The organism is Blastococcus sp. VKM Ac-2987 (assembly GCF_026967805.1).
GTDB lineage: Bacteria > Actinomycetota > Actinomycetes > Mycobacteriales > Geodermatophilaceae > Blastococcus.
On the sequence record NZ_JAPVBG010000001.1, the window covers coordinates 1,777,954 to 1,804,190 of the forward strand.

Here is a 26,237-nt window from a genome sequence, read left to right on the forward strand (position 1 = left end):
CGGTCAGCCCCGGCCCGGCGTGCCCGGCCGGGCGCGCCGCACCAGGAGGTCGCGCAGCTCCCGGGTGTGCCGCCGGCTCACGACCAGCTCCGTGCCGCCGACGACCACCGTGCACCGCCCGGCGTCCATCCGGACCTCCTCGACGTGCTGGAGCGCGACCAGCAGCGACCGGTGGATGCGCACGAAGCCGGCGTCCTTCCAGCTCTCCTCCAGGGTGGTCAGCGGGACGCGGACCAGGTGGCTGCCCGACGCGGTGTGCAGCCGGGCGTAGTCACCCTGCGCCTCGACGTACCGGACGCCGGAGCGCGGGACGAACCTCGTCACACCCCCCAGCTCCACGGCGATGTCGTCGTCCACCGGCACGGGTCCACCGGCCCGCGCACCGACCACGCGGCGGACCGCCTCGGCCAGGCGGTCGTCGCGGACCGGCTTGAGGACGTAGTCGACGGCGCCGAGCTCGAACGCGTCCACCGCGTGGTCGTCGTGCGCGGTGACGAAGACGACCGGCGGCGGCGCCTTGAACCGGGAGAGCACGCGCGCCAGGTCGACCCCGCTGAGCCCGGGCATGCGGATGTCGAGGAAGACGGCGTCGACCGTCCGCTCCTGGAGCAGCCGCAGCGCCTCCGTGGCCGAGTCGCTGGTCAGCACCGTGCCGATCCGCCCGTCCCGCTCGAGCAGCCAGCGCAGCTCCTCGAGGGCCGGCCGCTCGTCGTCCACCACCAGGACGGTCAGCCTGTCTGCGGTCACGAGCACTCCTCGCTGGCGCTCGTCGGCGTCGTGACCGACGGTGCCGTGTCCATGCGTGACCTCGCGAGCTCGGTCACGAGCACTCCTCGCTGGCGCTCGTCGGCGTCGTGACCGACGGTGCCGTGTCCATGCGTGACCTCGCGAGCTCGGTCACGAGCACTCCTCGCTGGCGCTCGTCGGCGTCGTGACCGACGGTGCTGCGCCCATGCGTGACCTCGCAAGCTCGGTCACGGGCGCACTCCGGGCGCGAACTTGGGAACCCGCACGATGACCTTCGTCCCCGCGCCAGGGCCGGTCTCGACGACCAGACCGTAATCGTCCCCGAATGCGGTGCGCAGCCGGGCGTCGACGTTGCCCAGCCCCACCGAGTCGACCGACACGTCACCGGCGAGCGCCCGCCGCACCTTCTCCGGGTCCTCGCCGATCCCGTCGTCCTCGACCGAGATCAGGCACTCCCCGCCCTGGTCGGCGGCGATGATCGTCACCGTCCCGGTGCCCGGCTTGCGTTCCAGACCGTGCCGCACCGCGTTCTCCACCAGCGGCTGCAGGCAGAGGAACGGGACGGCGACCGGTAGGACCTCCTGCGCCACCCGGAGCGTGACCTGGAGCCGGTCACCGAACCGCGCCTTCTCCAGCACCAGGTACCGCTCGATCGACCGCAGCTCCTCGGCCAGGGTCGTGTACTCGCCGTGGTGGCTGAAGGAGTACCGGGTGAAGTCGGCGAACTCCAGCAGGAGCTCGCGCGCCCGCTCGGGGTCGGTCCGGACGAACGAGGCGATCGCGGTCAGCGAGTTGTAGATGAAGTGGGGGCTGATCTGCGCCCGCAGCGCCCGGACCTCGGCCTCCATCAGCCGCGTCCGCGAGGCGTCGAGCTCGGCCAGTTCCAGGTTCCCCGACACCCAGCGCGCGACCTCGGTCGCGGCCCGGACGAGCCCGGCGGAGGCGGACGGGGTGAACGCCTGGAGGGTGCCGACCACCCGGTCCTCCACCACCAGCGGGCTGATCACGACCTGCCGCAGCGCGCACGCCGCGTCCGAGCAGGCGAAGTCCCTGCGGTCCCGCACCACAGTGCCGCCCGACTCGAGGACGATGGCGGCGAGGGCGGCCGCGTCCGGCTCGTGGTGGCCGAAGCGTCCGTCCCAGGCCAGCGTCGTCACGGTGTCGGTCAGCGCGACGGCCGGAGCCCCGAGCAGGTCCCGCAGGTGCCGGATCGCGCGTCCGGCGGAGCCGCTGGTCAGGCCCTCGCGCAGCTCCGGCGCCGTGAGGGAGGCCGAGTGGAGGGTCCGGAACGTCGCCTGCTCCGCCTCCGTGCCCAGGTGGCCGGGGCGCAGCCAGCGCAGTGCTCCATGCGTCACGGTGTCTCCCTCCAGCCGGCCCCGCCGGCCGTCGGACGGTGGGCCAGCGAACCGTAGATCCTGACGGCCCGCGCACGTGAGCGACCCGGCGTCGCTGCAGGGTCTCGCCGGTACGGCGATGTCGGTCGGGCCGGGACGTAGCCGGATCGCTGCACCGCCGTAACGCCGTCCGAACAGGGCCCGGGTGCAATGGCTCATGGTCGCGATCAGTGCTGCGTCGTCGGGATGGTTCGCGGTGGCCCGCACCGCCGAGGTCGGCACCACGCCGGTGCCGGTCGGGGCCGGCGGGCGCGGCTACGTCGTCGTCCGCCTGTCACCCGGGGGCGAGGTGAGCGCGTTCCCCGCCCGCTGCCCGCACCGGGCGGTCCCGCTGGCCGCGGCCACGGTCACCGGCGGGCGGCTGGAGTGCCCCCGTCACGGGTGGCGGTTCGACGCCGACGGCCGCTGCGTCGCCGCTCCGTCCCTGGGCCCGGCCGGCGTCCCGCCGCCGCGGGCGGACCTGCCCGTGCCCTGGGCCGTGGAGGAGCGGCACGGCTGGGTGTGGCTCGCACCCGACCGGACGACGGCGGCGGTCCCGGCGCGGTCCGCCGGGCTCCCGCGGCCCGAGGCGGTGCCCCCGCCCCAGGGCCCGCGCGGGCCGGTGTTCGGCAACCTCGACCCGTCGCTGCCCGCCGCCTGGCACCCGGTGGCACTGTCGGCCGAGCTGCGGCCGGGAGGGTGGCTGCAGGTCCGCCTGCTGGGCCGCACCTGGACGCTGCGGCGGGACGACGCCGGGCTGCGGGTGGAGCCGCCGGCGTTCGCCGCCCGCGAGCGGCAGGGCGTGATCGAGCTGGCCCCGGAGGAGCCGGCCGACGTCCCCCTCGACGTGCCGGAGGCGACCGACCGGCGGTTCCTCTCCCGCTGGCTGGCGCCCCGGCGCACCGCCGCACCCGCGGCCGTCGTCGCCGACCTGCTCCTGGACGTCGCCCGGCTCCCCTTCGTGCACGCGGCGACGACCGGGGCGGCGGACCACCCGGAGGTGCCGCCGTACGAGGTCGTCCGGGATCCCGGGGGCTTCACCAGCGTGCAGGAGCAGTGGTGCGACGACCCGCTGGACCCCGAGGTGGCCCTGGGCGGGCGGCCGCTGCGGCAGCGCCGGCGGGTCACCTACGCCTACCGGGCGCCGTTCCGGCTGCGGATGCGCCGCGACCAGCTCGACTCCGGGTCGACGACGACGGTCCTCACGCTGCTGCAGCCCGAGGACGCCGACTCCACGCGCGTGCTGACCCGGGTCCTGCTGTCGGCGGGGCCGGGGCACCCGCTGCCCTCCCGCGGGCAGCTCGCCGGCGCCGTCGCCGCCGAGCAGCAGGCGCTGGACGCCGACCTGGCGCAGCTGGCCGGCACCGGCCTCGCCGGTCTGCCGCTGGACCGCCGGGACGAGCTGCACCTGCCCGCCGACCGGCTGGGCCTCGCTGTGCGCGACGCCCTCTGCGACTTCCGGATGGCAGGACGGCCGCGGCTGGCCGCCTGACCCCTCACCCGGCCGGGAGCCGCTCCCCGCACCGCGGGCAGACCGTCGGTGGGTCCTCGTCGGCCAGCCCGCCGCACGCCGGGCACACCCGGCGCAACCAGCAGGCAGGGTCGCCGCCGTCGTCCTCGGGCCGCCGCCGCGACCCCTCGTCGTCCACGCGGCCTCCTCAATGCGACAACTCTGTTGCGGTCCGCCGACCGGAGGGTCCCGGCGACCGGGCGGGGTAGCCCTGGACGGTCGTACACCACTCCAGGAGGTCCAGCATGACCCGCCGCCGCACGCGCACGCATCCGCTCGCCGCCCTGCTCTTCGCCGCGGCCCTGCCGTTGGCTGCCTGCGGCGGGGGCGACGCAGGCGAGGACGCGGGGGTGGACGACGTGGCGCTGGACGACGCGGGGGTCGACGACCTGGACAACCCGCTCGACGTCCCCGGCGACGAGGTGATCGGCGGGAACCCCGGGCCCGACGAGGCCGTCACGCGGGACATCAAGATCACCGCTCTGCAGCTCGCCTACCCCGACGACGGCCTGTGGGAGGAGGGCGCGGAGGTTCCGCTGTACGCCGCCATCGCCAACACCGGGGTCACCGGCGACCGGCTGATCGACGTCGTCGGCGAGGACTTCGCCGACGCGGAGCTCGTGGCGGTCGACGGGGCCGACGGGGCGATCGAGGTCAACGAGGACGACAACGTCTACCTGGAGCCCGAGGGCCCGCCCTCGGTGGTGCTGACCGGCCTGGACACGACCCTGCGCTCGTCCCAGTCGATCCCGGTCACGTTCGTGTTCGAGGAGGCCGGCGAGGTGACCCTCGAGGCGCCGGTCGCCTCCTCGCCCCCCGGCCAGGGCGACTTCACCGCCCCGCAGGACCCGACGACGGAGGACTGATCGTCCTGCGGGAGGACCCGCGAGTCCTCCCGAGGGGCGACGAGATCCGGCGGAACGATCCCTAGGCTTTCGGCCCATGGACCGGTCCGCGCCCGTCGAGCGCCTGACGGCGCGGCTCCGGGAGCAGCCGTTCCTCGTCGACGTCGCGCTGGCGGCGGCCATCGGCCTGGTCACGGTGGTGCTGCCCAGCGGGTCGTACTGGCCGGACGACGTCGCGGCCTTCGTCCTCGGCGTGCTGCTGGTGGCGCCGCTGGCGTGGCGCCGCCGGGCACCGGTCGCCGCGGCGGTGGTCGTGGTCGTGGTCTGCCTGCTGGAGCTGGTGGTCTCCTCCCAGTTCCTCGCGGCGAACTACGCGGCGCTGGTGATGGTGTACTCGCTGGCCGCCTACGCCCCGCGCTGGGCCGGCCGGGCGGGCCTCGCCGTCGGGCTCGTCGGCGCCCTGCTCGCCAGCTTCCAGTACTACTCCACCAACGTGTTCGACGCCGCCTTCCCCGCGGGTTCCATCGGCGTGGCCGTCGTGGCCGCGTGGGCGCTGGGCGACCTCCGCCGCGCGCGGATGCTGCGGCTGGCCGGGCTGGAGGAGCGCGCCCGGCTGCTGGAGCAGGAGCGCGACCAGGAGATGCGGCTGGCGGCCACCGCCGAGCGGGCCCGGATCGCCCGCGAGATGCACGACGTCGTGGCCCACTCCCTCTCGGTCGTCATCGCCCAGGCCGACGGCGGCCGGTACGCCGGGCGGACCGAGCCGCAGGCCGCGACCGACGCGCTGGAGGCGATCGCCGCGACCGGCCGCCAGGCCCTGGCCGACATGCGCGCGCTGCTCGGCGTGCTGCGCGACGGCGGCGGGGAGGAGTACGCCCCCCAGCCGGACGTCGAGGCGATCCCCGCCCTGGTCGAGGACGTGCGGGCCAGCGGCCTGGACGTGGACCTGATCGTGGAGGGCACCCCCCAGCCGCTCCCGGCCGGGCCGCAGCTGGCCGCCTACCGGATCGTCCAGGAGTCGCTCACGAACGTGCTCAAGCACGCCGGGCCGGCCGGCCGGGCCTGGGTGCGCCTGCAGTGGCGACCCGATGCGCTGGAGCTGTCCGTGCTCGACGACGGCCGCGGCGCCTCGGCCGCCGGCGTCTCCGACGGCAAGGGGCAGGGCTTGCGCGGGATGCGGGAGCGGGCGCAGCTGCACGGCGGGCGGCTCGATGCCGGCCCGCGACACGGCGGAGGGTTCGGCGTGCATGCGGCGCTGCCCTACCGTTCGGCCCGATGAGCGCGATCCGGGTGGTCCTCGTGGACGACCAGCAGATGGTCCGGGCGGGGTTCCGCATGGTGATCGACTCCCAGCCCGACCTCACCGTGGTGGGGGAGGCCGGCGACGGCGCGGCGGCGGTCGAGCTGCTGGTGCGCACCCCCGCCGACGTCGTCCTGATGGACATCCGCATGCCCGGCACCGACGGGATCGAGGCGACCCGGCAGGTCACCGCGCAGCCCGAGCCGCCGCGGGTCGTCGTCCTGACGACGTTCGACCTCGACGAGTACGTCATGGCCGCGATCGGCGCCGGGGCCAGCGGCTTCCTGCTCAAGGACGCCGCCCCCGAGGACATGCTCGCCGCCATCCGGACGGTGCACGCGGGCGACTCGGTGATCGCGGCCAGCTCCACCCGCCGGCTGCTGCAGCACGTCGCTCCCCTGCTGCGCGGCGGGGCACCGGTCCCGCCGGCCGGCGACGCCGATCCGGGCCTGGCCGAGCTCACCCCGCGCGAGCGCGAGGTGCTCGAGCAGATGGCCTACGGCGCCACCAACAGCGAGATCGCCGCGCACTTCTTCGTCAGCGAGGCGACGGTGAAGACCCACGTCGGCCGGGTGCTGGCCAAGACCGGGTCGCGCGACCGGGTGCAGGCCGTCGTCCTGGCCTACCGCACCGGCCTGGTCGCCCCGGCGGACCTGCTCCGCAACGCCTGAGGCTCGCCGGCGATGTGCGCCGGGGCGGGTTCCCCGACCCGGCACGCGCCGGCGGCGCACATCGCTCGTCCCGCGGGCCCTCCTCCTGCGGGATGACGGCGCGGTCCCCCCGGGGGCCCACCCGCGGCGGCCGGAGGATCGCTCCCCGCTCCGACGCGGGCGGAGGGGGCCGACCGGCAGCGTGATCACCGTCGAAGATCACTGCCTCCGGAGGTCCGCATGTCCGTCCCCGTCATGACCGTCCCCGGCGAGCCGCCGGCCTCGCTGTCCACCGCCGCCGTGCGCGCCTCCGGGCTGCGGAAGACCTACGGCACGGGCGAGACCGCCGTCCACGCGCTCGCCGGCGTCGACGTCGCCTTCGCCGCGGGCGAGTTCACCGCGATCATGGGCCCGTCCGGCTCGGGCAAGTCCACCCTCATGCACTGCCTCGCGGGCCTGGACTCCGCCACCGCCGGCGAGGTCTGGCTCGGCGGCACCGAGCTGACCCGGCTGAAGGACGACGAGCTGACGAAGCTGCGCCGCCAGCGGATCGGCTTCGTCTTCCAGTCGTTCAACCTGCTCCCCGTGCTCGACGCCCGCGACAACATCGCGCTGCCCATGCAGCTGGCCGGGCAGCGCCCCGACAAGGTCTGGCTGGATTCGGTCATCGCCCGGCTGGGGCTGCGCGAGCGGCTCGGCCACCGTCCGCACGAGCTGTCCGGCGGCCAGCAGCAGCGGGTGGCCATCGCCCGCGCGCTGCTCCCCCGCCCGGACGTCGTCTTCGCCGACGAGCCCACCGGGAACCTGGACTCGCGCTCAGGCGCCGAGGTGCTGGGGCTGCTGCGGTCGAGCGTGAAGGAGACCGGCCAGACCGTCGTCATGGTCACCCACGACCCCGTCGCCGCCGCCTACGCCGACCGCGTCGTGCTGTTGGCCGATGGCCGGCTCGCCGGCGACATCGACGCCCCGACGGCCGAGTCCGTGCTGGACGCGCTCCGCGGGCTGGGGGCCTGACGTCATGCGCGCAGTCACGCTGGCGAGCATCCGGGCCCACCTGCCCCGGCTGATCGCCTCCACCCTGGCGATCGTCATCGCCGTAGGCTTCGTCGTCGCCACCCTGGTGCTCAACGAGACCACGAGGGCCACCGTCCTGAAGGCCGCCGGCGCCCAGTACGTCGACACCGACGTGGTGGTCACCTCCGGCAGCGGCACCGGCCTGGCCGAGCACGTCGGCACCCTGGGCGCGCTGACCGCCGTGCAGGCCGTCGACCCGACCTGGCAGACCTCCGTCCAGGCCGTCGCCCCCGGGCGGACCGGCGCCCAGTACCTGCTGGTCGAGTCGGTCGCCGGCGACCCACAGCTGCGCTGGCAGCAGCTGACCGCCGGCGCCCTGCCGGAACGGCCGGGCGAGGTCGCGGTCAGCGAGCGCGTCGGCGCCGCCGTCGGCGACGTCCTCCCGGTCAGCTCCTACGACGCCGAGGGCACCGCGACCACCACCGACGCCACGGTGACCGGCGTGGTCGACCTGGGCGGCGACCCGACCGCCGGGATCTACGGCAAGGCCTACGCCACCGCCGACCAGGCGCAGGCCTGGGGCGCCGTGGAGCCCACCGAGCTGCGCATCGCCGGCCCCGCCCGCACCGACCCCGGGCTCCTGGCCGACGAGGTGCGCGCCGCGCTGTCCGGCACGGACGTCACCGTCCGCACCGGTGCGGAGCAGGCCGAGAGGTCCGTCGCGGCGCTGACCGGCGACGCCACGTGGCTGACCACCAGCCTGCTGGTGTTCGCCACCATCGCGGTGCTCGTGGCCGGCCTCGTCATCGCCAACACCTTCGCGGTGCTGCTCGCCCAGCGGACCCGCGATCTGGCGCTGCTGCGCTGCGTCGGCGCGACCGCCCGGCAGGTGCGCCGCAGCGTGCTCGGCGAAGCCGTGCTCACCGGCCTGGCCGCGTCCGTGATCGGCGTGCTCGCCGGGATCGGGCTGTCCGCCGCCGTCTCGGCGCTGGTGTCCGGCATCGACTCGCCCATCCCGCTGTCCGGGGTGTCGGTGCCGCTCTACGCCGTGCTCGTCGGCCTCGCCGTCGGCACCGTCACCACGCTGATCGCCGCGCTGGCCCCGGCCCGCGCCGCCACCCGGGTCGCCCCGCTGGCCGCGCTGCGGCCGACGGACCCGGCTCCGCTCCGGTCCCGCGGCGGCGTCGCCCGGCTGGTGGCCGGCCTGCTGCTCGCCGTCCCCGGCATCGGGCTGATGGTTCTGGGTGTCATGACGGCGGGCATCCTGGTCGCCCTGGCCGGCGGGGTGCTCAGCTCGCTGGGGCTGCTGCTGCTCGCCCAGCGGGCGGTGCCGCCGGTCGTCGCCGCGGCGGGCCGGCTGCTCGGCCGCGTCGGCGGGCTCCCGGCGCGGCTGGCCACCGGCAACGCCACCCGCAACCCGCGCCGGACGGCGGCCACGGCCACCGCGCTGCTCATCGGCGTCACGCTGACCACCGCCATGGTGGTCGGCGCCAGCTCCACCCGGGCCACCGCCCAGGCGGGTCTGGCGGCCAACTACCCGACCGATGTGATCGTCCAGAGCTTCGACGAGCCGGTGCCGGCCACCCTGCAGGGCCAGCTGGAGTCGGTCGACGGAGTGGTCGAGGTCGCCGGGCTCACCGCCGGGACGGTCACCGGGCCGGACGGGGAGGAGAGCTGGGTCACCGGCGTGGACGCGGCGCAGGCACTCCCGGTGCTGCGGTCGACGTCGGAGGTGACGCTGCCCGAGGTCGGCGAGGTCGTGCTCCCCGGCTGGGCGGCCGACATCTGGGGTGTGCGGCCGGGGAACACGGTGACGCTGACCGCCGGGGACCGTTCGCGCACGCTGACCGTGATGGCCGGCGACACCGACAACCCCCTGCTCGCCGCCGTCGACCTGCAGGCCCTGGTGCCCGGGGCGCCCGTGGAGACGGTGTGGCTGCGGCTGGCCGACGACGTCGACCAGACCGCGGTGATCGACGAGGTCACCGACCTGGCCGGCACCGCGCTGCCCACCTCGTTCGTCACCGGGGTGGCCAGCGAGCGGGCCGCCATCGACGAGGTGGTCGACGTCCTGCTGCTCGTGGTCACCGGGCTGCTGGGCGTGGCGGTGCTGATCGCGCTGATCGGGGTCGGCAACACGCTGGCCCTGTCGGTGGTCGAACGGCGCCAGGAGAGCGGCCTGCTGCGGGCGCTGGGCCTGACCCGGGGCCAGCTGCGTGCACTGCCGGCCTGGGAGGCGGTGCTGGTCGCCGGGGTCGCCGCGGTGCTCGGCGTGCTGGTGGGCGGCGCCTACGGCCTGGTCGGGGCCGCCTCGGCGCTCGGCGATCTCGGCGAGGTGGTGATCAGCATCCCGTGGCTGCAGATCGGTGCGATCGTGCTGGTCGCCACGGGAGCCGGGCTGCTGGCCTCCGTGCTCCCGGCCCGGCGTGCCGCACGCACCTCGCCGGTGGCCGCCATCGCCGGCTGACCTGCGGATTGATCAGGTCACCTGATCGTTCCGGGTCCTGGCTCACCGTCGATGGTGAGCCAGGACCCCGGATGACCAGGTGACCTGATCGTTCAGGGAGCCATCACCCGCTCCACAGCCGGCACGGACCTCCGGCTGGGATGCTGGGACCGTGCCGTCCCGCCTCGCTCGTCGCACCGCCCTGACCGCCGCCGCCCTCGCCCTCCCCGCCGGCTGGCTCACCCGCGCCGCCTGGGGCCTGCCGACGGCCCTCGGTGCGCACCGCCGCCGGCTGCGCCCGGTCGTCACCGGCTCGGCGCAGTTCTCCGAGGGCAAGTTCCACAACCGGATGCCGACGCCGGCGCTCTCCCCGGCCAACACCCGCGACGGGCTGCTGCGGCAGTGGCACGAGGAGCGGCACGTGGGCCTGCCGGGCGGCCCGATCCCGCTGGCGTCCGCCGAGCTGCCGGCCACCCCGGCCGAGCTCGCGGTCACCTGGTTCGGGCACGCCAGCGCGCTGCTCGAGGTCGACGGTCAGCGCGTCCTGGTCGACCCGGTGTGGGGCCACCGGGTGTCGCCGTCGCCGGTGTTCGGGCCGACACGCCTGCACGCGCCGCCGATGGCCATCGAGGACCTGCCCCCGGTCGACGCCGTCCTCATCTCCCACGACCACTACGACCACCTCGACCTGCCGACCGTCCGGGCGCTGCTCGCCACGCAGACGGCGCCCTTCGTCGTCCCCCTGGGGATCGGTGAGCACCTGCGCAAGTGGCACGTGCCGGACGACCGCATCGTCGAGCTGGACTGGGACGCGACGCACGTGGTCGGCGGGCTGGCGCTCACCTGCACCGAGGCGCGGCACTTCTCCGGCCGCTACTTCCACCGCGACACGACGCTGTGGGCGTCGTGGGCGATCACCGGGCCGCGGCACCGGGTCTTCTTCGGCGGCGACACGGGGTACACCCCCGCATTCGCCGGGATCGGCGCGCGGTTCGGCCCCTTCGACCTGACGCTGCTGCCGATCGGTGCGTACAACGACGCCTGGCACGCGATCCACATGGACCCCGAGGAGGCGATGCGCGCGCACGGCGACCTCGGCGGGCAGGTGCTGCTGCCGATCCACTGGGCCACGTTCAACCTGGCCTTCCACCGCTGGGCCGAGCCGGTGCAGCGCCTGCTGGCCGCCGCCGAGGGGCGCGGTGCCACGATCGTCGTGCCGCAGCCGGGCGCGCGCATCGACGTCCTGGACCCGCCGCAGCTGCTCGACTGGTGGACGGCGGTCGGCTCCGCGGCGCCCGGGCCGCAGGAGGACGCCGGGGTCGGCTCCTCGGTGCTCGCGCGGACGCTGACCCGGCTGCTGTCCTCGCGTCCGGACTGATCCGGGGCCGAGTGAGCGGTCGTGGTCGGCGACACGCGCGAGCACTCCGTCCTCGGCGGCCACAACTGCCCACTCGACCGGTAGTCGCACCGAGCGCGGGTTGACCGCCTGCGGTCAGCGCAGCAGCTTGGACATCCGCCGGTCGGCCAGCGGCTTGCCGCCGGTCTGGCAGGTGGGGCAGTACTGCAGCGAGGTGTCGGCGAAGCTGACCTCCCGCACGGTGTCCCCGCAGACCGGGCAGGGCAGCCCGGTGCGCGCGTGCACCTGCAGCCCCGAGCGCTTCTCGCCCTTCATGGTGGCGGCCCGCTGGCCCAGCTGGCGGTCCAGCGCTCCGGTGAGCGTGGCGCGCACGGCGTCGTGGAGACGGACCAGTTCGTCGTCGGTGAGCTTGTCGGCCATCTTGAACGGCGAGAGCCGCGCGGCGTGCAGGATCTCGTCGGAGTAGGCGTTGCCGATGCCGGCGACCAGCGTCTGGTCGGTCAGCGCGCCCTTGAGCTGGCCGGAGCGGCCGGCCATCAGCCGGGCGAACGTCTCGCGGTCGGCCTCGAGCGCGTCCGGGCCGAGCCGGGCGATGCCGGGCACCTCCGCCGGCGACCGGACGACGTAGATCGCCAGCCCCTTGCGGGTGCCCTGCTCGGTGAGGTCGAAGCCGTCCCCGTCGTCGAGGTGCACCCGGAGCGCCAGCGGGCCCTTGCCCGGCTTCGGCGGCGCGGGAGGCAGGCCGGTGCGCCAGTGCAGCCACCCGGCCCGGGCCAGGTGGACGACGAGGTGCAGCCCGCTGACGTCGAGGTCGAGGAACTTGCCGTGCCGGGCCGCGCCGGTGATCTCCAGCCCGGCGAGCGACGACAACGGCGGGTCGAAGGTCTTGATCGCCTGGACCGCGGCCAGGTCGGCGCGGGCCAGCACGTGGCCGACGGCGTTCTCGCGCAGGAACGCGGCCAGCGCCTCCACCTCGGGCAACTCGGGCACCCGCCCATGATCGCGCGGATCACGGCGTCCCGCCGTCCCCGGTCCGGGCGGTTTCCGCCCTCCCGGGGGACGCGCCGGCCCGCGGACGGACGTCGCGGCGGCCGGTTTCCTTGCGGTGGTGCGACGACCGCGTGACGGCGACGACGACCTGGTGGAGAGCCTGTTGCAGCGGCTTCCGAGGCCCCTCCGGGCGAGTACACCTGCGTCCGTAGGCCCGTGCCACCGGGCGCGGGCCCGACGGATGGAGGCCCATCGTGAACAGGTTCCGACTCGGTTCCCTGGCGGTCCTCGCCGGCGTGCTCGCGCTGCTGGTCGGCGTGCTCACCCCGGCTTCGGCCGCGGGGACGACCACCACGCCGTACTGCGGCCTGGTGTGGGGCTCGCTGCCGGAGAGCAGCGCAGCGGCGCCCGCCGGCCTGACCGTGACCGACGTGCGCGCCGGCCGGCACGCCTGCTTCGACCGCGTGGTCGTCGATCTCCGCGGGCCCGCGGCGGCGACCGGCTACTCGGTGCGCTACGTCGACGCGGTGCACCAGGAGGGCTCGGGCACCGTCGTCCCGCTGGCGGGCGGCGCGGCGCTCCAGGTCGTCGTCCACGCCCCGGCCTACGACGCGTACGGGCGGGCCACCTACCTGCCGCCCAGCCGCAGCGAGGTCGTCGACGTCGACGGCTTCCGCACCGTCCAGCAGGTCGCGTGGGCCGGGTCCTTCGAGGGCCGCACCACCCTGGGGGTCGGCACCCGCGCCCGGCTGCCGTTCCGCACGTTCACCCTGCTCGGGAACCCCGGGGACGACGCCGTGCGCCTGGTGATCGACGTCGCCCACCGCTGGTGACCCGTCCGGCCCCGAGGGGGCCTGCGCTCCGGGAGCTCCCCGGCGCGCAGGTCCCCTCGTCTCATCCCTGGTGGAGCACCTCCACCACCACCCGGTTCGGGTTCTCCAGCCGGTAGACGCGGAACGGGCGTTCGGCCGCGGCCCCGAGGAAGGACACCATCTGCCCTTCGAAGATCGTGTCGATCACGACCTCCTGCACCACAGCCCCGCCCGCGGGCACCGGGTCGGGCCCCGAGTACGGGGCGATCCCGGTGTCCCCCGGCAGGCCGACCCCGGTGAGCACGAGCTGGAGGACGGCATCCCCTGCGACGTCCACGAGGAACCCGCTCCCCGACGACCGGGCCTCGGGCACGTAGCGGGCGTCCCACCCGGGCAGCCCGGCACCGGCCACCTCGAAGACCACCCGGTCGTACCCGTCCTGCCGGCCGGCGCGGACGTCGGTCACGGTGACGGCGGCCCCGGGCGAGGCCGCGGCGGTGTCGGGTCGGGCGTCGGCGACGAACGGGGGAGCGACCGTGGGGGAGGGGCCCGGCGTGCTCGCCGTGGGCCGCGGGACGGCGGTCGGCGAGGCGGTCGAGGAGGGCCGCGACGGCGGGGTGAGGAAGACGGCGTAGTCGGCCGGCAGCAGCGGCGCGTCCGTGAGCGCGCCCGAAGGGAGCGGCGCCTCCACCGGCTCGCCGCCGCTGGTGAGCAGCACCGCCTCGACGCCCGGCAGGCTGGTCGCGGTGAGCACCAGCTGCGCCACGGCCCGGCGGCTCGAGGGCAGCGGCGCGGCACCGGAGAGGTCGATCGTCGCCGTGCCGTCGTCGATGCCGAACACCGACGCCTCCAGCCCCGCGGGGAGGGCCGTGGACAGCCCGTGGGCCCGCTCCTCCTCGGTGGGTCCGGCGACCAGGGCGGACAGCAGCTCGCCCAGCCGCTCGTCGGTCGGCCCGGTCCCGCTGTCCCGCGCACGGGGCACCAGGGCCTCGTCGGCGCCCACGAGGTACGCCCAGCCGGCCTCGGCGTCGGGGACGGGCACCGGGTCGGGCGAGGGCGGGGACGACGGCGCGGCGAGCCCGTACGGGACGTCGGACGCCGCGATCGTCGACGGGTCGGCGCCGGTCGGCACCCCGCACGCCGTCGTCACCGCGAGGAGGGCCCCCGCGGCGCCCAGCCGCCGCAGCCGGTTCACGACCGCGCCGCCGGGAGCGAGAGGACGAAGCGGGCGCCCCCGGCCGGGCTCGCGACGCACCACGCCGCGCCGCCGTGCTGCGCGGTGGTCTCGGCCACGATGGCCAACCCGAGCCCGGCGCCGGGCACCGAGCGGCGCGCCGAGCCGGGAGCCCGCGCGAAGCGCTCGAAGATCCGCTCCCGGTCCAGCGGGGCCACGCCCGGACCGGTGTCGTCCACCGTCACCACCACCGAGCCGTCGCAGCGCTCCACCCCCACCCGCTCGGGGCCCCCGGCGTAGCGGTCGGCGTTGTCCAGCAGGTTGCGCACGGCCCGCTCCAGCCGCGACTTGTCCCCGAGCACGGTCGTCTCCGGGTCGGGGCCGCCCGCCAGCAGGTCCACCGGCCGCCCGGTGCGCTCCAGCACCTCGCGCACGAGCGCCGTCATGGACACCGGGACGGCGTCGGGCCCGTGCCCGGCGCCGTCGAACCAGGCCAGCTCCAGCAGGTCGTCCAGGGTGACGCGCAGGCGGGAGACCTCGCCCTCCACCAGCGCCAGGGCCTGCTGGGCCCGCGGGGGGAGCTCCTGGCGCCGGGTGGCCAGCACCTCGACGCTCGTGGTGAGGCTGGTCAGGGGGCTGCGCAGCTCGTGGCTGACGTCGCCGACGAACCGGGCGTCCCGCGCGATCCGTGCGGCCAGGGCGTCGACCATGCTGTTGAAGGCCGCCACGATCCCGACGAGGTCGGGGTCGTCGGTCGGGGGGAGGCGGGTGGAGAGCTCGCCCCCCGCGATGCTGGTCGCAGCACCGGCGACCTGCTCCAGCGGGAGGACGGCGCGCCGGCTGGCCCAGGCGCCGAACCCGGCGCCGGCGAGGGTCGCGACGACCGCGCCGGCCCCGAGCACCACCGCCAGGGTGCGCAGCAGCGTCTCGAGGTCGTCCAGCGGCGCGACCTCGTAGAACTCGACCCCCGCGCTCACCACGGGGACGGCGACGACGAGCCGGGGACCGTCGGCCGACTCGACCCGCAGCGCGCCGGCCGCGCCCCCGGCCACCACCTCCTGCAGCGCCGCGGGCACGTCGCGCCGCCCGATCTCCAGGCTGGAGGAGAACCAGTCGTCCCCGCTGCGGACCACGACCTCCGAGTCACCGAACGGCACCAGCTCGCCCAGCACCGCCCCCACGTCGGCGCCGGCGGCGGAGAGCCGGTTGCGCAGCACCTCGGCGTCGGCGAACGCCTGCTGGGTGAGCGCCTGCTCGCGCTGCTCCACGACGAAGCTGCGGGCCAGCAGCCACGTCGTCGTCACCAGCACGGCGGAGACCAGCAGGGTGCTGGCCGCGAAGCCCAGCACGATGCGGCGCCGCAGCCCCCGCCGTCCCGGGACCCGTCGCCCCGGGACCCTGCTCACGCCCGGCTCACTGCAGGTCCAGCCGGTAGCCCAGCCCCCGGACGGTGACCACGAGCCGGGGGCTGCCGGGGTCCCGCTCCACCTTGGTCCGCAGCCGCCGCACGTGGACGTCGACGATCCGCTCGTCGCCGAAGAACCCGTGCTCCCAGACCCGCTCGAGCAGCGCCTGCCGGCTGAGGACCCGGCCCGGCGCCGCGGCCAGCTCGCACAGCACGCGGAACTCGGTCAGCGTCAGGGGCACCAGCTGGTCCCCGCGGTAGACGGTGCCGCTGGCCTCCCGCAGCACCAGCGGGGCCTCCGGGTCGTGGTCGAGGACGACGCCCGCCCGGGCCGCCGCGGCCTGGGCGCCGGCCGGCACCGGTGCGGTCCGGCGGCGCAGGGCCCGCAGCCGCGCGGTGATCTCCTTGATCTGGAAGGGCTTGGTCACGTAGTCGTCGGCGCCGGCCTCCAGCGCCTCGACGATGTCCTGCGTGTCCGCGCGGGCGCTCACCACGACGACGGGCAGGTCGTGCGCCTGGCGCACCTCGCGGATCACGGTGTAGCCGTCCATCGAGCCGAGCATCAGATCGACGATCATCATGTCCGGCGGGGCGATCCCCACCATGCGGACGGCGTCCTCGCCGGAGGCGGCCTCGGCGACGTCGTAGCCCTCGTCCTCCAGGGCCCACCGCAGCGCGGTCCGGATGGAGTCGTCGTCCTCCACGATCATGATCCGCAGCGACACGCGGACATGCTGCCACTGCGCGACCGCCGGTCAGCGCGCGCCGGCCGTCGTCATCCGATCGCAATGCGGCGACACGGGATATCGCAAACTCCCGCAGCGAGGCTCCTGGGCAGACCGCGCGGACACCGACCGCCGAGGAGACCCCCGTGCCCCCTGCTCACCACCACCCCGCTACCGCCGGCGCTGCCGACACGCGCTCCGGTGAGGTCGTCCTGCGGCTGACCGAGGAGATGCAGGCCGACGGCGTCGCCGACATCCGGTGGCTCCTGCACGACGCGCTGCTCTCGGGAGCGCGGCGGGTGGTCGTCGACGTCCGGGAGGTCGACCACCTGTCCAGCCCCGCGGCGGCCAGCCTGCTCTCCGCGCACCGGGCGTGCCGGGCCCGGGGCGGCAGCGTCGTCGTCCGCGGGGCCAACCGGCGGACCCTGGACCTGCTCCGCCGGACGGGCCTGTGGCGGGTGCTGGGGCTGGAGGACCTGGGCCGCACCGCCTGAGCCGCCCGGGCTCGGGGCGCAGACCGGGCGCGCCCCTCCTAGGCTCGGCCAGGTGCCCACCGCGCTGCTCTGGTTCCGCCGGGATCTGCGGCTGGGCGACCACCCCGCGCTGCTCGCCGCCCGCGACGCCGCCGGCCCGGACGGCGACGTCCTGCCGGTGTTCGTCTTCGACGACCGGCTCTGGGGTCCGTCCGGCGATCCCCGGCGGCGTTTCCTCCTCGACTGCCTCGCCGCGCTGGACGGCGACCTCGGCGGCGCCCTGGTGCTCCGCTCCGGCGACCCGGCGCAGGTCCTGCCGGCGCTCGTCCGCGAGGTCGGCGCGACGTCGGTGCACGTCAGCGCCGACGCCGGCCCGTACGGCCGGCGCCGGGACGACGCCGTGGAGCAGGCGCTGGGCGACGTCCCGTTCGTGCGCACCGGCTCGCCGTACGCGGTGACGCCCGGCCGGGTCACCAAGTCCGACGGGACGCCGTTCCGGGTCTACTCCCCCTTCGCGCGGGCCTGGCGCAAGCACGGCTGGCGCGCGCCGGCGTCGTCGCCCGGCGGCACCCGCTGGCGCACCGGCGTCCGCTCGGAGGCCGCCCCGCCGGCCCCGGCCCTCGACGGCATCACCCTGCCGCCCGCGGGTGAGGCCGCCGCGCGGGCCGCCTGGGAGGGCTTCCGCGACGAACGGCTGCTGGGGTACGCCGACGGGCGCGACGTGCCCGGCGGCGACGGGACCAGCCGCCTGTCGGCCTACCTCAAGTACGGCTGCATCCACCCCCGCACGCTGCTGGCCGACCTCGCCGCGGCCGAGCAGACCGAGTCGGTGCGCCGCTACGCCGACGAGCTGGCCTGGCGGGACTTCTACGCCGACGTCCTCTGGCACCGGCCGGAGTCGGCCCGGGAGTACCTCAACCCCGAGCTGCAGGGGATGGGCTACGACTCCGGCCCGGACGCCGAGGCGCTGGTGGCCGCCTGGCAGACCGGCCACACCGGCTTCCCGATCGTCGACGCCGGCATGCGCCAGCTGCTCGGCGAGGCGTACGTGCACAACCGGGTGCGGATGATCGTCGCCTCGTTCCTGGTCAAGGACCTGCACCAGGAGTGGACCCTGGGCGCGCGGTACTTCATGCAGCACCTGGTCGACGGCGACCTGGCGAGCAACAACCACGGCTGGCAGTGGGTCGCGGGCACGGGGACGGACGCCTCGCCCTACTACCGCGTCTTCAACCCCGTCACCCAGGGCAAGAAGTTCGACCCGGACGGCGCCTACGTGAAGCGGTGGGTGCCCGAACTGCGCGACCTCGACCCCCGCTACGTGCACGAGCCCTGGACGGCGCCCGGCGGCATCCCGGCCGGCTACCCGGAGCCGGTGGTCGACCACGCGCACGAGCGCCAGGTGGCGCTGGACCGCTACGCCCGCGTGCGCGGCCGCTGAGCGATCCGCGGGCTCAGCCGACGAGCAGCGTGACCGGGTCCCGCCGCACGGCGGTGCGGACGACGAGGGCGACCACCACGGCGGAGGCGGTGGCGACGGCGGCCACCACGACCGGGGCCGGCCCGCCGTCGACCGCGACGGCCAGCACCCCCCACACCACGGCGAGCGCGAACGGCCCGGCGGCGGCGCGGGCGGCGAGCACCAGCGCGCACGCGACCAGGGCCACCGCGATCAGCGCCACGACCGCCCACAGCTGCGCGGCCGTGCCCGACGCCGGGGCCCCGAGCGCGACCCCGGCCTGGCCGGCGTTCACCACCGCGGCGACGGTGACCCAGCCGAGCAGCAGCCCGGTGACGGCGGCCGGCAGCACCCGGCCCAGGCCCTCGACCGGGAGGTCCTGCAGCCGGGCCCAGGCGACCGCGGTGGCCGCCACGATGCAGAACAGCAGCACCAGCGGGACCAGCGGCACCGAGACCCCGATCAGCGGGAACGCGATCTCCCACGCGGCGTTCCCGGCGAAGGCGGCGGCCAGCGGCCAGCCGGTGCGCCGGTGCAGCTCCCGATCGCGCTGGGCCGGCAGCGCCTGGTAGACCGCCCACGCCAGCGCCCCGCCGAAGATGACGCCCCAGATGGTGAAGGCGTAGCCGGCCGGGGTGATCAGCGAGCCGGTCTCGTCGCTGACCGCGCCGACGCTGCGGCCGGCGAGCGCGCTGCCCAGGGGGCTGCCGGCCACCTGCGCGACGGCGGCGGCGAGCACCGCCGCCACCCGGATCCCGTCCTGCCCCGCTCCGCTCGCTGCCATCCCCCGAGTGTGCCCGGAGGGCGCAGCGGCGAACCGGTCAGCCGCGCAGCCGGGGGGCCGCGGCGGCCGGGTCGGTGGCGGTGCCCGGGACCGCGGCCAGGGCCCGCGCCCACGCCACGAGCCCATCGACGTCGACCCCGTGGGGTGAAGCGGCCGCGTACCCGGCGACGTTCCCCGCGCCCCGGTCGAGCAGCGTGGCCGCGCCGCGCCCGTTGCCGCGCGCGGCATGGGTCAGGCCGACGGCGAGCTGCGCCAGGCCCCGCCACAGTTGCCGCTCCACCTCGGGCGCGGACTTCCAGGCGTCCTCGAGCACCTCGTGCGCGTGGAACGGTCGGCCGGCGTCCAGCAGGGCCTGGGCCTCGGCGAGCGCCACCTCCGGCGGCCGGACGACGCCCTCGGGGGCGCGCTCCTCGCCCTCGGCGCCGCGCGGCAGGGGGCGCCCGAGGGCGTCCCTCGGCCGCGCGTTGCGGGCCCGGCCCTCGGCGTCCCGTTCGCGGTCGTCCACGCCGCCATCCTGCCCCCGCCCAGCCGGCGCCGCTCCAGCGTGCGGGGAGCGATCCGATCGGCCTCGACCGAACGTGCATCCAGGTGAGGGGTGCGGGTGGAAGAGGGGGTGTCACACCTCCTGCTACGAGAGGAAAGACCATGAACAGCACCACCCGCACGATCGGCCGCACCGCTGGTGTCCTCACCGCCGCCGGCGCCATGGCCCTGGTCGCCACCCCGGCCCTGGCCGACAGCCACACCGCCACGGTGTCGGTCCTGCACGCCGTCCCCGACCTCCCGGTCGACGTCTACGCCAACGGCGAGCGGCTGATCGACGACTTCCAGCCGGGCACGCTCACCGACCCGCTGTCGCTGCCTGCCGGGGATTACGACCTCGCGCTCTACCCGGCCGACGCCGCCGACGCCTCCGGCGAGCCGCTGCTGTCGGCGATGGACGTGGCCGTCCCGGCCGGCGCCAACGCCACCGTGGTGGCCCACCTGACCGAGGCCGGTCAGCCGGCGCTCACCCCGTTCGTCAACGAGACCGGCGACATCCCCGCCGGCCAGGCGCGGGTGACCGTCCGGCACGTCGCCGCGGCGCCCGCCGTGGACGTCCGCGCAGGCGGCCAGGTCGTCGTCGACGGGCTGACCAACCCGAACGAAGAGTCGCTCACCGTCCCGGCCGGCACGGTGAACGCCGACGTCGTCCTGGCCGGCACGGACACCGTGGCCATCGGCCCGGCGGACCTGACGCTGACCGAGGGCGCCACCACGGTCGTTTACGCGTGGGGCTCGGGTGACGCCGGGTACGAGCTCGCCGTCCAGGAGATCACCGGGCAGCACTCGGCGCCGTCCGGCGTCCCGGGTGGCAGCGCCGGTCTGGCCGACGAGTCGGGCATGCCGCTGCCGGTCGGTGCTGCGGTCGTCGCCGGTCTCGCGCTGGCGGGTGCCGGCGCCGTCCGGCTCGCCCGCTCCTCGCGCTGATCCCCGGCGTCCCGAGGAGTTGACCGTGCGACCCGCCGCCGCCACCGCCGTGCTCGGCCTGGCCCTCGCCGTCGGTGCGCCGACGGCCTGGGCGGTCACCCGGCCGGAGGTGGCGGCGGGTCCGCCGGTCCAGCGCGTGCTGGAGCGGACCGACGTCGCGCCCCAGGCGCCGCCGATGGCCCCGACGTCGCAGGCGCCGCCCCCCGGAGCCGCCACGCTCCCGCCGGTGACCGTCCGCGACGCCGCACCCAGCGACGCCCCGGTCGCACCGCCGCCGGTCCGCCTGGACCTGCCCGGCCTGGGCGTCACCGCGCCGGTCGATCCGGTCGGCATCGCCGGGGACGGCCAGATGGAGCTGCCGGAGGACGTGGACCGGGTGGGCTGGTACCGCCACGGGCCGCAGCCCGGGGCGGACGGCAACGCCGTGCTCGCCGGCCACGTAGACGACCGGGAGCAGGGGCCCGGCGCCCTCTTCCCCGTACGCGATGCCGAGCCGGGCGACGAGGTCACCGTCACCGACGCGGCCGGGGCTACCACCCGCTGGCGGGTGGTGTCCCGCGAGCTCGTGCAGAAGCAGGTGCTGCCCCTGGACGAGATCTTCGCCCGCGGGGGGCCGCCCCGGCTGGTCGTCATCACCTGCGGCGGCCCGTTCCTGCCCGAGTTCAGCAGTTACCGCGACAACGTCGTCGTGGTCGCCGAACCGGTGGTGGACGGCGCGCCGTGACCGGGCTGCTCGCCCGGCCTGCGGGCGACCTCGGTAGCGTCGCAGGCGTGACCTCCGATCGGGAACCGACGCCGCAGGGCGCCGAGGACCCGGACGACGCCGAGATCGGCCGCCGCTTCGCCGCCGGCGAGGAGCAGGCGCTGGCGCTGGCCTACGAGCGGTGGGCCGGCCAGGTGCACGGCATGGCGGTGCGCGCCTTCGGGCCCGGGCCGGACGCCGAGGACGTCACCCAGCAGACCTTCATCTCGGCCTGGACCGGGCGCGCCCGCTACCGGCCGGACCAGGGGCCCCTCCCGGCCTGGCTGAGCGGCGTCTGCCGGCACAAGATCGCCGACACCTGGGCCAAGCGCGACCGGATGCGCCGCGAGGCCGAGGCCGCGGCGACGCAGGCCCAGGCGGCACCGGCCGGCGGCACCACACCGGCCGTCGACACCGCGATCGCCGACCGGCTGCTGGTGCTCGAGGAGCTCGACCGCCTCGGGCAACCGCAGCGCGGCATCATCGAACTGGCCTTCTTCGCCGACCTCACCCACGCCCAGATCTCCGAGCGCACCGGAATCCCCCTGGGCACGGTCAAATCCCATATCCGCCGCACTCTCGAACGCTTGAGGACACGATTGGAGGTGGACGGTGCCGCACTGCCAGCCTGAACAGCTCGCCCTGGCCGCTCTGGGCGAGCCCCTACCGGCCGACGCCGCCGCCCACCTGGTCTCGTGCGGCGACTGCCGGTCCGAGGTCCGCTCCCTGCAGCGGGCCGTCGACGCCGTCGACGTTCCCGAGTTCGCCGCGTCCGTCGCCCCCGTGGCACCGCCGGCCTCGGTGTGGGCGGGCATCGCCGCGGCCACCGGGGTGTCCCCCGCACCGCGGTCGGAGGCGTCCGTCGTCACGGCACCGCCCCCTCCGGTCGCGGTCGCCCCGGCGGCGCCGGTCCCCGACGATCCGCCCCAGGACCCGCCCGCCGGCGGCCAGGTGCTGCCGTTCCGCTCGCGCCGTCCCCGGGTGCTCATGACGGCCGCGGCCGCTCTCGTCGGTGCCGTCGTGGGCGCCGGTGCGGTGGCGGTGCTGAACGGGAGCGACGACGCCCAGCCGCTCACCTCGGTGGCGCTCGACCAGCTCGCCGAGGCGCCGGCGTCGGGACGCGCCGAGGTCGTCGTCCGCGGCGACGGGTCACGAGCGCTCGAGGTGGAGCTGGACGCACCCGCGCTGGACGGCGAGTACTACGAGATCTGGCTGATCGAGCCGAACGTGGTGGAGATGGTGCCGCTGGGCGTCGTCCGCCCCGGGGCGCAGTCCTTCGAGCTGCCGACCGGCCTCGACCTCGGCCAGTACCCGATCGTCGACGTCTCCGTGGAGCCGCTCGACGGGGATCCGACGCACTCGGGCGTCTCGGTGGCCCGGGGCGTGCTGGAGAGCTGACCGGCGCCTAGCGTGCTCGACGTGACGCCCGCAGCTCTCCCGTCCGACGACCTCGGCGCCTCCTGGCGGGCGGTCCGCCCGCGTCCGCCGGGCCGGCACCTGGACAGCGCCGCGTCCAGCCGGCAGAGCCACCGCGCGCTGGAGGCCGCGGCGCACCACGCCCGGCACGAGGCGGAGCTCGGTGGCTACGTCGCCGAGGCGACCGCCGACGGCCTGCTGCAGCAGGGCCGCTCGGTGCTGGGCGGGCTGGTCGGCATGGCCGCCGCCGACGTCGCCTTCGTGGAGTCCGCGCAGGCGGCCCTGGTGGCCCTGCTCGACGGCTGGCGGTTGCCCGCCGGCTCGCGGGTGGCCTGCCTGCCCGGCGAGTACGCCCCGAACGTGGCGCAGTTGCGGGCGGCCGGCCTCCAGCCGGAACCGCTGCCGGTCGACGGCCTGGGCCGGGCCGACGTCGACGGCGTGGCCCGGCTGCTGGCCGCCGATCCCCCGCGGTTCGTCCACCTGACGCACATCGGGAGCCACCGCGGCATCCTGCAGCCCGCTCGCGAGATCGCGGCCCTCTGCCGCGAGGCCGGCGTCCCGCTGGTGCTGGACGCCGCCCAGTCCCTGGGGCACGTGGACGTCGACCTGGGCGCCGACGTCGTCTACGGCACCTCGCGCAAGTGGCTGGCCGGGCCCCGTGGGGTCGGCATGCTCATCGTCCGCCCGGCGATCGCCGCGCAGCTGACCCCGGTGCTGCCCGAGCCGGCGGACGTCCCGCCGATGCGGGCCTTCGAGTCGGGGGAGGCGCACGTCGCCGGCCGGGTCGGGCTGGTCGTGGCGGTGGGGGAGCACCTCGCCGCCGGCCCCGACCGTGCCCGCGCACGGCTGGCCGCGCTCGGCCGGGTCACCCGGGAACTGCTGGACGGCGTGGCCGGCTGGCGGGCCGTCGAGCCGGCCGGGGAGCCGACGGCGACGACGACCCTGCGCCCGCCGGACGGCGTCGACGTCGTCGGGACCCGCACCCGGCTGCTGACCGAGCACGGGATCGTGCTCAGCGCGATCGGCCCGGAGCGGGCGCCGGGCGAGATGACCGGGCCGGTGCTGCGGGTCTCCCCGCACCTGGACGCGACGGTGGAGGACCTGGCCGCGCTCGCTGCGGCGCTCTGACCTGCGCCGGGGAAAGCCCTTGCGCCCGGCATCGGTTCGCCTCTACGGTTCATTACATGAGTAATGAACCCAGGGAGCTCGTCGGCCCTGGAACCGCGGGGACCGGCCCGTGAACGAGGACGGCGGACCGATCTTCCGGCAGGTTGCCGCCCTGATCGAGAACGCGATCGTCGACGGCTCCCTCGACGAGGAGAGCCAGGCGCCCTCGTCCAACGAGCTGGCCGCCTTCCACCGGATCAACCCCGCCACCGCCGCCAAGGGGCTCAACCAGCTGGTGACCGACGGGGTCCTCTACAAGAGACGAGGAGTCGGGATGTTCGTCGCCACGGGCGCCCGCGAACAACTGCTCAAGCGGCGGCGCAGCGAGTTCGCCGACCTCTACGTCCGTCCGCTCCTGGCCGAAGCGCAGAAGCTCGGCATCTCCGTGCGGGAGCTCACCACGATGATCGACCGCTGGGAGGACCCCCGATGAGCGCCGTCGCCACCGTCCACGACGTCACGATGCGCTACCGCGACCACCTCGCCCTCGACGAGGTCAGCACCTCGTTCGAGGAGCACGGCATCACCGGCCTCCTCGGCCGCAACGGCGCCGGCAAGACCACGCTCATGCAGGTCCTCACCGGGCAGCGGGTCCCCACCCGCGGCCACGTCGAGGTCTTCGGCGGGCGACCGTACGAGAACGACGCGGTGCTCGGCCGCATCTGCTTCATCAAGGAGGGGCAGCGCTACCCCGACCACTTCCGGGTCCGGGACGCCCTCGACGCGGCGGCCATGGTGTTCCCCGACTGGGACGACGCCCTGGCCCGTTCGCTCGTCGACGACTTCGAGCTGCCGGTCAAGCGCCCGATCAAGAAGCTCTCGCGCGGCATGAACTCCGCCGTCGGCATCATCATCGGCCTGGCGTCCCGGGCGCCGCTCACCCTCTTCGACGAGCCCTACCTGGGCCTGGACGCCGTCGCCCGGCACCTGTTCTACGACCGGCTGCTCGCCGACTACGCCGAGCACCCGCGGACCGTCGTCCTCTCCACGCACCTGATCGAGGAGATCGCCGACCTGCTCGAGCACGTGGTGCTCATCGACCGCGGCCGGCTGCTCGTCGACGCCGACGCCGAGACGCTGCGGGCCAGCGCCGTCACCGTGTCGGGTCCGCGCGACCGGGTGGCCGCTTTCGCGGCCCGCCACGAGCTGCTGCAGGAGGAGTCGCTCGCCGGCTCCAGCCGGGCCGTCGTCCGGCTCCGCGGCGACGCCGACGGCGACGACGCCGCGGCCGCCGGGCTCGCCTGGGAGCCCACCCCGCTCCAGACGCTGGTCGTCGCGCTCAGCCTGCGATCCCAGCTCGCTCCCGCGACCGCCCCCGCCGGCCTCCAGGAGGTCTCCCGATGAACCGCGTCCTCAGCGCCGCGCGCCTGCACGTCGTGCACCCGCTGGTCATCCTCGGCGTCCCGTGGGTGGTCGTGGGGATCAGCTTCGCCGTCAACCTTGCCCTGTGGGGCAGCGTCGGGATCGGTGTGGACGACCCCGGCGCCACCACCTGGGGAGTGACGGCCCTGTACGCGGCCGTGGCCTTCATCTTCGGGCAGGCGGTCACCCAGCTGCTGCCCTTCGCGATGGGCGTCAGCCTCAGCCGCCGCGTCTTCTTCCTGGGGACGGCGCTCGTGGCGGTCGTCCAGGCGGTCGGCTACGGCCTCGCCGTCGCCACCCTGACCCGGATCGAGCGGGCCACCGACGGGTGGGGCGTCGCGCTCTCCTACTGGGCGCCCGGCGCACTGTCCGTGGACCGCTTCTGGCTGCAGGTCCTGGTGTCGGGGACGCCGATGCTCGCCTTCATGGCGGTCGGCGTGGGCGTGGGCATCGTGCAGAAACGGTGGGGGCTCAACGGCATCTGGGGGCTCATCATCGGCCTGACCGCCGTGCTGGGCGGCCTCATCGTGCTGATCAGCTGGCAGCGCGGCTGGGACGACGTCGGGTCCTGGCTCGGCGCCCAGAGCATCGCCACGCTGGCCGTCGGGCTCCCGATCGCCGTCGCCGCGATCCTCGGCGCCCTAGCCTTCGGCGGTATCCGTCGCGTCGTCCCCTGACGGGCGTCAGCGGGGTCACGAGGGCCCCTGTTCCGCCACGTGACGGAACAGGGGCCTTCGCCGTCCCGGTAGCCGGCGAGGCGTTCCTGTCGGAGCAGCAGGGCATCCGCCCACCGGTCCGCCCGCCGGAGTGTGCACATGACGCCGCGGCCCCAGCACTCGGCGGTCTCGCCGGCTGTCGTGGTGCTGCCGGAGGGTGGGGGGTGGTGTGGGCATGACGAAGGGGCCCCAGCACGGATGCTGGGGCCCCTTCGGGAATGGTTGTCCGGCGGCGTCCTACTCTCCCACCCCGTCTCCAGGGCAGTACCATCGGCGCTGAAAGGCTTAGCTTCCGGGTTC

At 75.8% G+C, this 26,237-nt stretch carries 27 protein-coding genes and 1 rRNA gene; 18 read left to right on the forward strand and 10 right to left on the reverse strand.

All coding sequences use genetic code 11. From position 1 onward, the window contains the following. Positions 1–3: 3 nt before the first annotated feature. Both O2W17_RS08720 and O2W17_RS08725 read right to left on the reverse strand, forming a co-directional pair. Entirely contained in the window at positions 4–747 is a 744-nt protein-coding gene (locus O2W17_RS08720; RefSeq protein ID WP_269192004.1) for a LytR/AlgR family response regulator transcription factor, read from the reverse strand. A 227-nt stretch (positions 748–974) separates the two neighbouring features. Continuing rightward, positions 975–2,102 carry a sensor histidine kinase gene (locus O2W17_RS08725; protein ID WP_269192005.1) on the reverse strand — a complete coding sequence of 376 codons (1,128 nt, stop codon included), beginning with the start codon at positions 2,100–2,102 and terminating at the stop codon, positions 975–977. Positions 2,103–2,286: 184 nt separating this feature from the next. On the opposite strand from O2W17_RS08725, the gene O2W17_RS08730 reads away from it, so the two are divergent. Continuing rightward, on the forward strand, positions 2,287–3,612 hold the full coding sequence (locus O2W17_RS08730) for a Rieske 2Fe-2S domain-containing protein (protein ID WP_269192006.1): 1,326 nt from the start codon (positions 2,287–2,289) through the stop codon (positions 3,610–3,612). A 4-nt stretch (positions 3,613–3,616) separates the two neighbouring features. Here the strand turns inward: O2W17_RS08730 and O2W17_RS08735 are convergent, their stop codons facing one another. Continuing rightward, positions 3,617–3,769, reverse strand: a complete 153-nt coding sequence (locus tag O2W17_RS08735; RefSeq protein WP_269192007.1) for a hypothetical protein — start codon at positions 3,767–3,769, stop codon at positions 3,617–3,619. Between the two features lie 106 nt (positions 3,770–3,875). Between O2W17_RS08735 and O2W17_RS08740 the strand changes: the two genes are divergently transcribed. The 6 genes from O2W17_RS08740 to O2W17_RS08765 all read left to right on the forward strand — a co-directional run bounded on the left by O2W17_RS08740 (position 3,876) and on the right by O2W17_RS08765 (position 11,263). Beyond that, positions 3,876–4,496 carry a hypothetical protein gene (locus O2W17_RS08740; protein ID WP_269192008.1) on the forward strand — a complete coding sequence of 207 codons (621 nt, stop codon included), beginning with the start codon at positions 3,876–3,878 and terminating at the stop codon, positions 4,494–4,496. A gap of 76 nt (positions 4,497–4,572) precedes the next feature. Further along, a complete protein-coding gene (locus O2W17_RS08745; RefSeq protein WP_269192009.1) occupies positions 4,573–5,754 on the forward strand; it encodes a sensor histidine kinase in 1,182 nt (393 codons plus the stop codon). Beyond that, on the forward strand, positions 5,751–6,446 hold the full coding sequence (locus tag O2W17_RS08750) for a response regulator (RefSeq protein WP_269192010.1): 696 nt from the start codon (positions 5,751–5,753) through the stop codon (positions 6,444–6,446). Before O2W17_RS08745 ends, O2W17_RS08750 begins: the two co-directional genes overlap by 4 nt. 219 nt (positions 6,447–6,665) lie before the next feature. Continuing rightward, positions 6,666–7,439, forward strand: a complete 774-nt coding sequence (locus O2W17_RS08755; protein WP_269192011.1) for an ABC transporter ATP-binding protein — start codon at positions 6,666–6,668, stop codon at positions 7,437–7,439. Positions 7,440–7,443: 4 nt separating this feature from the next. Then, the gene (locus O2W17_RS08760) at positions 7,444–9,906 is read left to right on the forward strand and encodes an ABC transporter permease (RefSeq protein WP_269192012.1); all 2,463 of its coding nucleotides are present in this window, start codon (positions 7,444–7,446) and stop codon (positions 9,904–9,906) included. Positions 9,907–10,057: 151 nt separating this feature from the next. Then, the gene (locus O2W17_RS08765) at positions 10,058–11,263 is read left to right on the forward strand and encodes an MBL fold metallo-hydrolase (RefSeq protein ID WP_269192013.1); all 1,206 of its coding nucleotides are present in this window, start codon (positions 10,058–10,060) and stop codon (positions 11,261–11,263) included. 114 nt (positions 11,264–11,377) lie between these two features. Here O2W17_RS08765 and O2W17_RS08770 read toward each other — a convergent pair whose 3' ends face one another. Then, the gene (locus O2W17_RS08770; RefSeq protein WP_269192014.1) at positions 11,378–12,232 is read right to left on the reverse strand and encodes an Fpg/Nei family DNA glycosylase; all 855 of its coding nucleotides are present in this window, start codon (positions 12,230–12,232) and stop codon (positions 11,378–11,380) included. A 254-nt stretch (positions 12,233–12,486) separates the two neighbouring features. On the opposite strand from O2W17_RS08770, the gene O2W17_RS08775 reads away from it, so the two are divergent. Further along, positions 12,487–13,065: an AMIN-like domain-containing (lipo)protein gene (locus O2W17_RS08775; protein ID WP_269192015.1), complete on the forward strand. Its 579-nt coding sequence runs from the start codon at positions 12,487–12,489 to the stop codon at positions 13,063–13,065. Positions 13,066–13,126: 61 nt separating this feature from the next. Here the strand turns inward: O2W17_RS08775 and O2W17_RS08780 are convergent, their stop codons facing one another. Genes O2W17_RS08780 through O2W17_RS08790 form a run of 3 tightly spaced genes read right to left on the reverse strand, consistent with a single transcriptional unit; the run spans position 13,127 to position 16,348 of the window. Further along, positions 13,127–14,239: a GerMN domain-containing protein gene (locus O2W17_RS08780; protein WP_269192016.1), complete on the reverse strand. Its 1,113-nt coding sequence runs from the start codon at positions 14,237–14,239 to the stop codon at positions 13,127–13,129. Next, positions 14,236–15,624 carry a sensor histidine kinase gene (locus O2W17_RS08785; RefSeq protein WP_269192017.1) on the reverse strand — a complete coding sequence of 463 codons (1,389 nt, stop codon included), beginning with the start codon at positions 15,622–15,624 and terminating at the stop codon, positions 14,236–14,238. The genes O2W17_RS08780 and O2W17_RS08785 overlap by 4 nt, the downstream gene beginning before the upstream one ends. 7 nt (positions 15,625–15,631) lie before the next feature. Further along, positions 15,632–16,348 (reverse strand): response regulator transcription factor, encoded by a 717-nt coding sequence (locus O2W17_RS08790; protein ID WP_269192018.1) that lies wholly within the window; start codon positions 16,346–16,348, stop codon positions 15,632–15,634. A gap of 146 nt (positions 16,349–16,494) precedes the next feature. Here O2W17_RS08790 and O2W17_RS08795 point away from each other — a divergent pair, with 146 nt between their 5' ends. Both O2W17_RS08795 and O2W17_RS08800 read left to right on the forward strand, forming a co-directional pair. Further along, positions 16,495–16,842: an STAS domain-containing protein gene (locus O2W17_RS08795; RefSeq protein ID WP_269192019.1), complete on the forward strand. Its 348-nt coding sequence runs from the start codon at positions 16,495–16,497 to the stop codon at positions 16,840–16,842. A gap of 52 nt (positions 16,843–16,894) precedes the next feature. Next, positions 16,895–18,262 carry a cryptochrome/photolyase family protein gene (locus tag O2W17_RS08800; RefSeq protein WP_269192020.1) on the forward strand — a complete coding sequence of 456 codons (1,368 nt, stop codon included), beginning with the start codon at positions 16,895–16,897 and terminating at the stop codon, positions 18,260–18,262. Positions 18,263–18,275: 13 nt separating this feature from the next. Here O2W17_RS08800 and O2W17_RS08805 read toward each other — a convergent pair whose 3' ends face one another. Then, the gene (locus O2W17_RS08805; RefSeq protein ID WP_269192021.1) at positions 18,276–19,064 is read right to left on the reverse strand and encodes a hypothetical protein; all 789 of its coding nucleotides are present in this window, start codon (positions 19,062–19,064) and stop codon (positions 18,276–18,278) included. 37 nt (positions 19,065–19,101) lie between these two features. Next, positions 19,102–19,569 carry a DUF309 domain-containing protein gene (locus O2W17_RS08810; protein ID WP_269192022.1) on the reverse strand — a complete coding sequence of 156 codons (468 nt, stop codon included), beginning with the start codon at positions 19,567–19,569 and terminating at the stop codon, positions 19,102–19,104. A 140-nt stretch (positions 19,570–19,709) separates the two neighbouring features. Between O2W17_RS08810 and O2W17_RS08815 the strand changes: the two genes are divergently transcribed. The 8 genes from O2W17_RS08815 (at position 19,710) to O2W17_RS08850 (ending at position 25,898) form a co-directional block, all read left to right on the forward strand. Further along, positions 19,710–20,534, forward strand: coding sequence for a DUF4397 domain-containing protein (locus O2W17_RS08815; protein ID WP_269192023.1), 825 nt, complete (start codon positions 19,710–19,712; stop codon positions 20,532–20,534). A 25-nt stretch (positions 20,535–20,559) separates the two neighbouring features. Further along, positions 20,560–21,258 carry a class F sortase gene (locus O2W17_RS08820; protein WP_269192024.1) on the forward strand — a complete coding sequence of 233 codons (699 nt, stop codon included), beginning with the start codon at positions 20,560–20,562 and terminating at the stop codon, positions 21,256–21,258. Between the two features lie 47 nt (positions 21,259–21,305). Beyond that, the gene (locus tag O2W17_RS08825; protein WP_269192025.1) at positions 21,306–21,908 is read left to right on the forward strand and encodes an RNA polymerase sigma factor; all 603 of its coding nucleotides are present in this window, start codon (positions 21,306–21,308) and stop codon (positions 21,906–21,908) included. Next, the gene (locus O2W17_RS08830) at positions 21,889–22,674 is read left to right on the forward strand and encodes an anti-sigma factor (RefSeq protein ID WP_269192026.1); all 786 of its coding nucleotides are present in this window, start codon (positions 21,889–21,891) and stop codon (positions 22,672–22,674) included. The genes O2W17_RS08825 and O2W17_RS08830 overlap by 20 nt, the downstream gene beginning before the upstream one ends. Before the next feature lie 21 nt (positions 22,675–22,695). Then, entirely contained in the window at positions 22,696–23,820 is a 1,125-nt protein-coding gene (egtE, locus tag O2W17_RS08835; protein ID WP_269192027.1) for an ergothioneine biosynthesis PLP-dependent enzyme EgtE, read from the forward strand. A gap of 109 nt (positions 23,821–23,929) precedes the next feature. After that, a complete protein-coding gene (locus O2W17_RS08840) occupies positions 23,930–24,292 on the forward strand; it encodes a GntR family transcriptional regulator (protein WP_269192028.1) in 363 nt (120 codons plus the stop codon). After that, complete coding sequence (locus O2W17_RS08845) at positions 24,289–25,203, forward strand: ABC transporter ATP-binding protein (RefSeq protein WP_269192029.1); 915 nt, start codon at positions 24,289–24,291, stop codon at positions 25,201–25,203. Before O2W17_RS08840 ends, O2W17_RS08845 begins: the two co-directional genes overlap by 4 nt. Next, positions 25,200–25,898 (forward strand): hypothetical protein, encoded by a 699-nt coding sequence (locus O2W17_RS08850; RefSeq protein WP_269192030.1) that lies wholly within the window; start codon positions 25,200–25,202, stop codon positions 25,896–25,898. Before O2W17_RS08845 ends, O2W17_RS08850 begins: the two co-directional genes overlap by 4 nt. Before the next feature lie 263 nt (positions 25,899–26,161). Here O2W17_RS08850 and rrf read toward each other — a convergent pair. After that, a 5S ribosomal RNA gene (gene rrf, locus O2W17_RS22295) occupies positions 26,162–26,237 on the reverse strand; the annotation flags it as partial.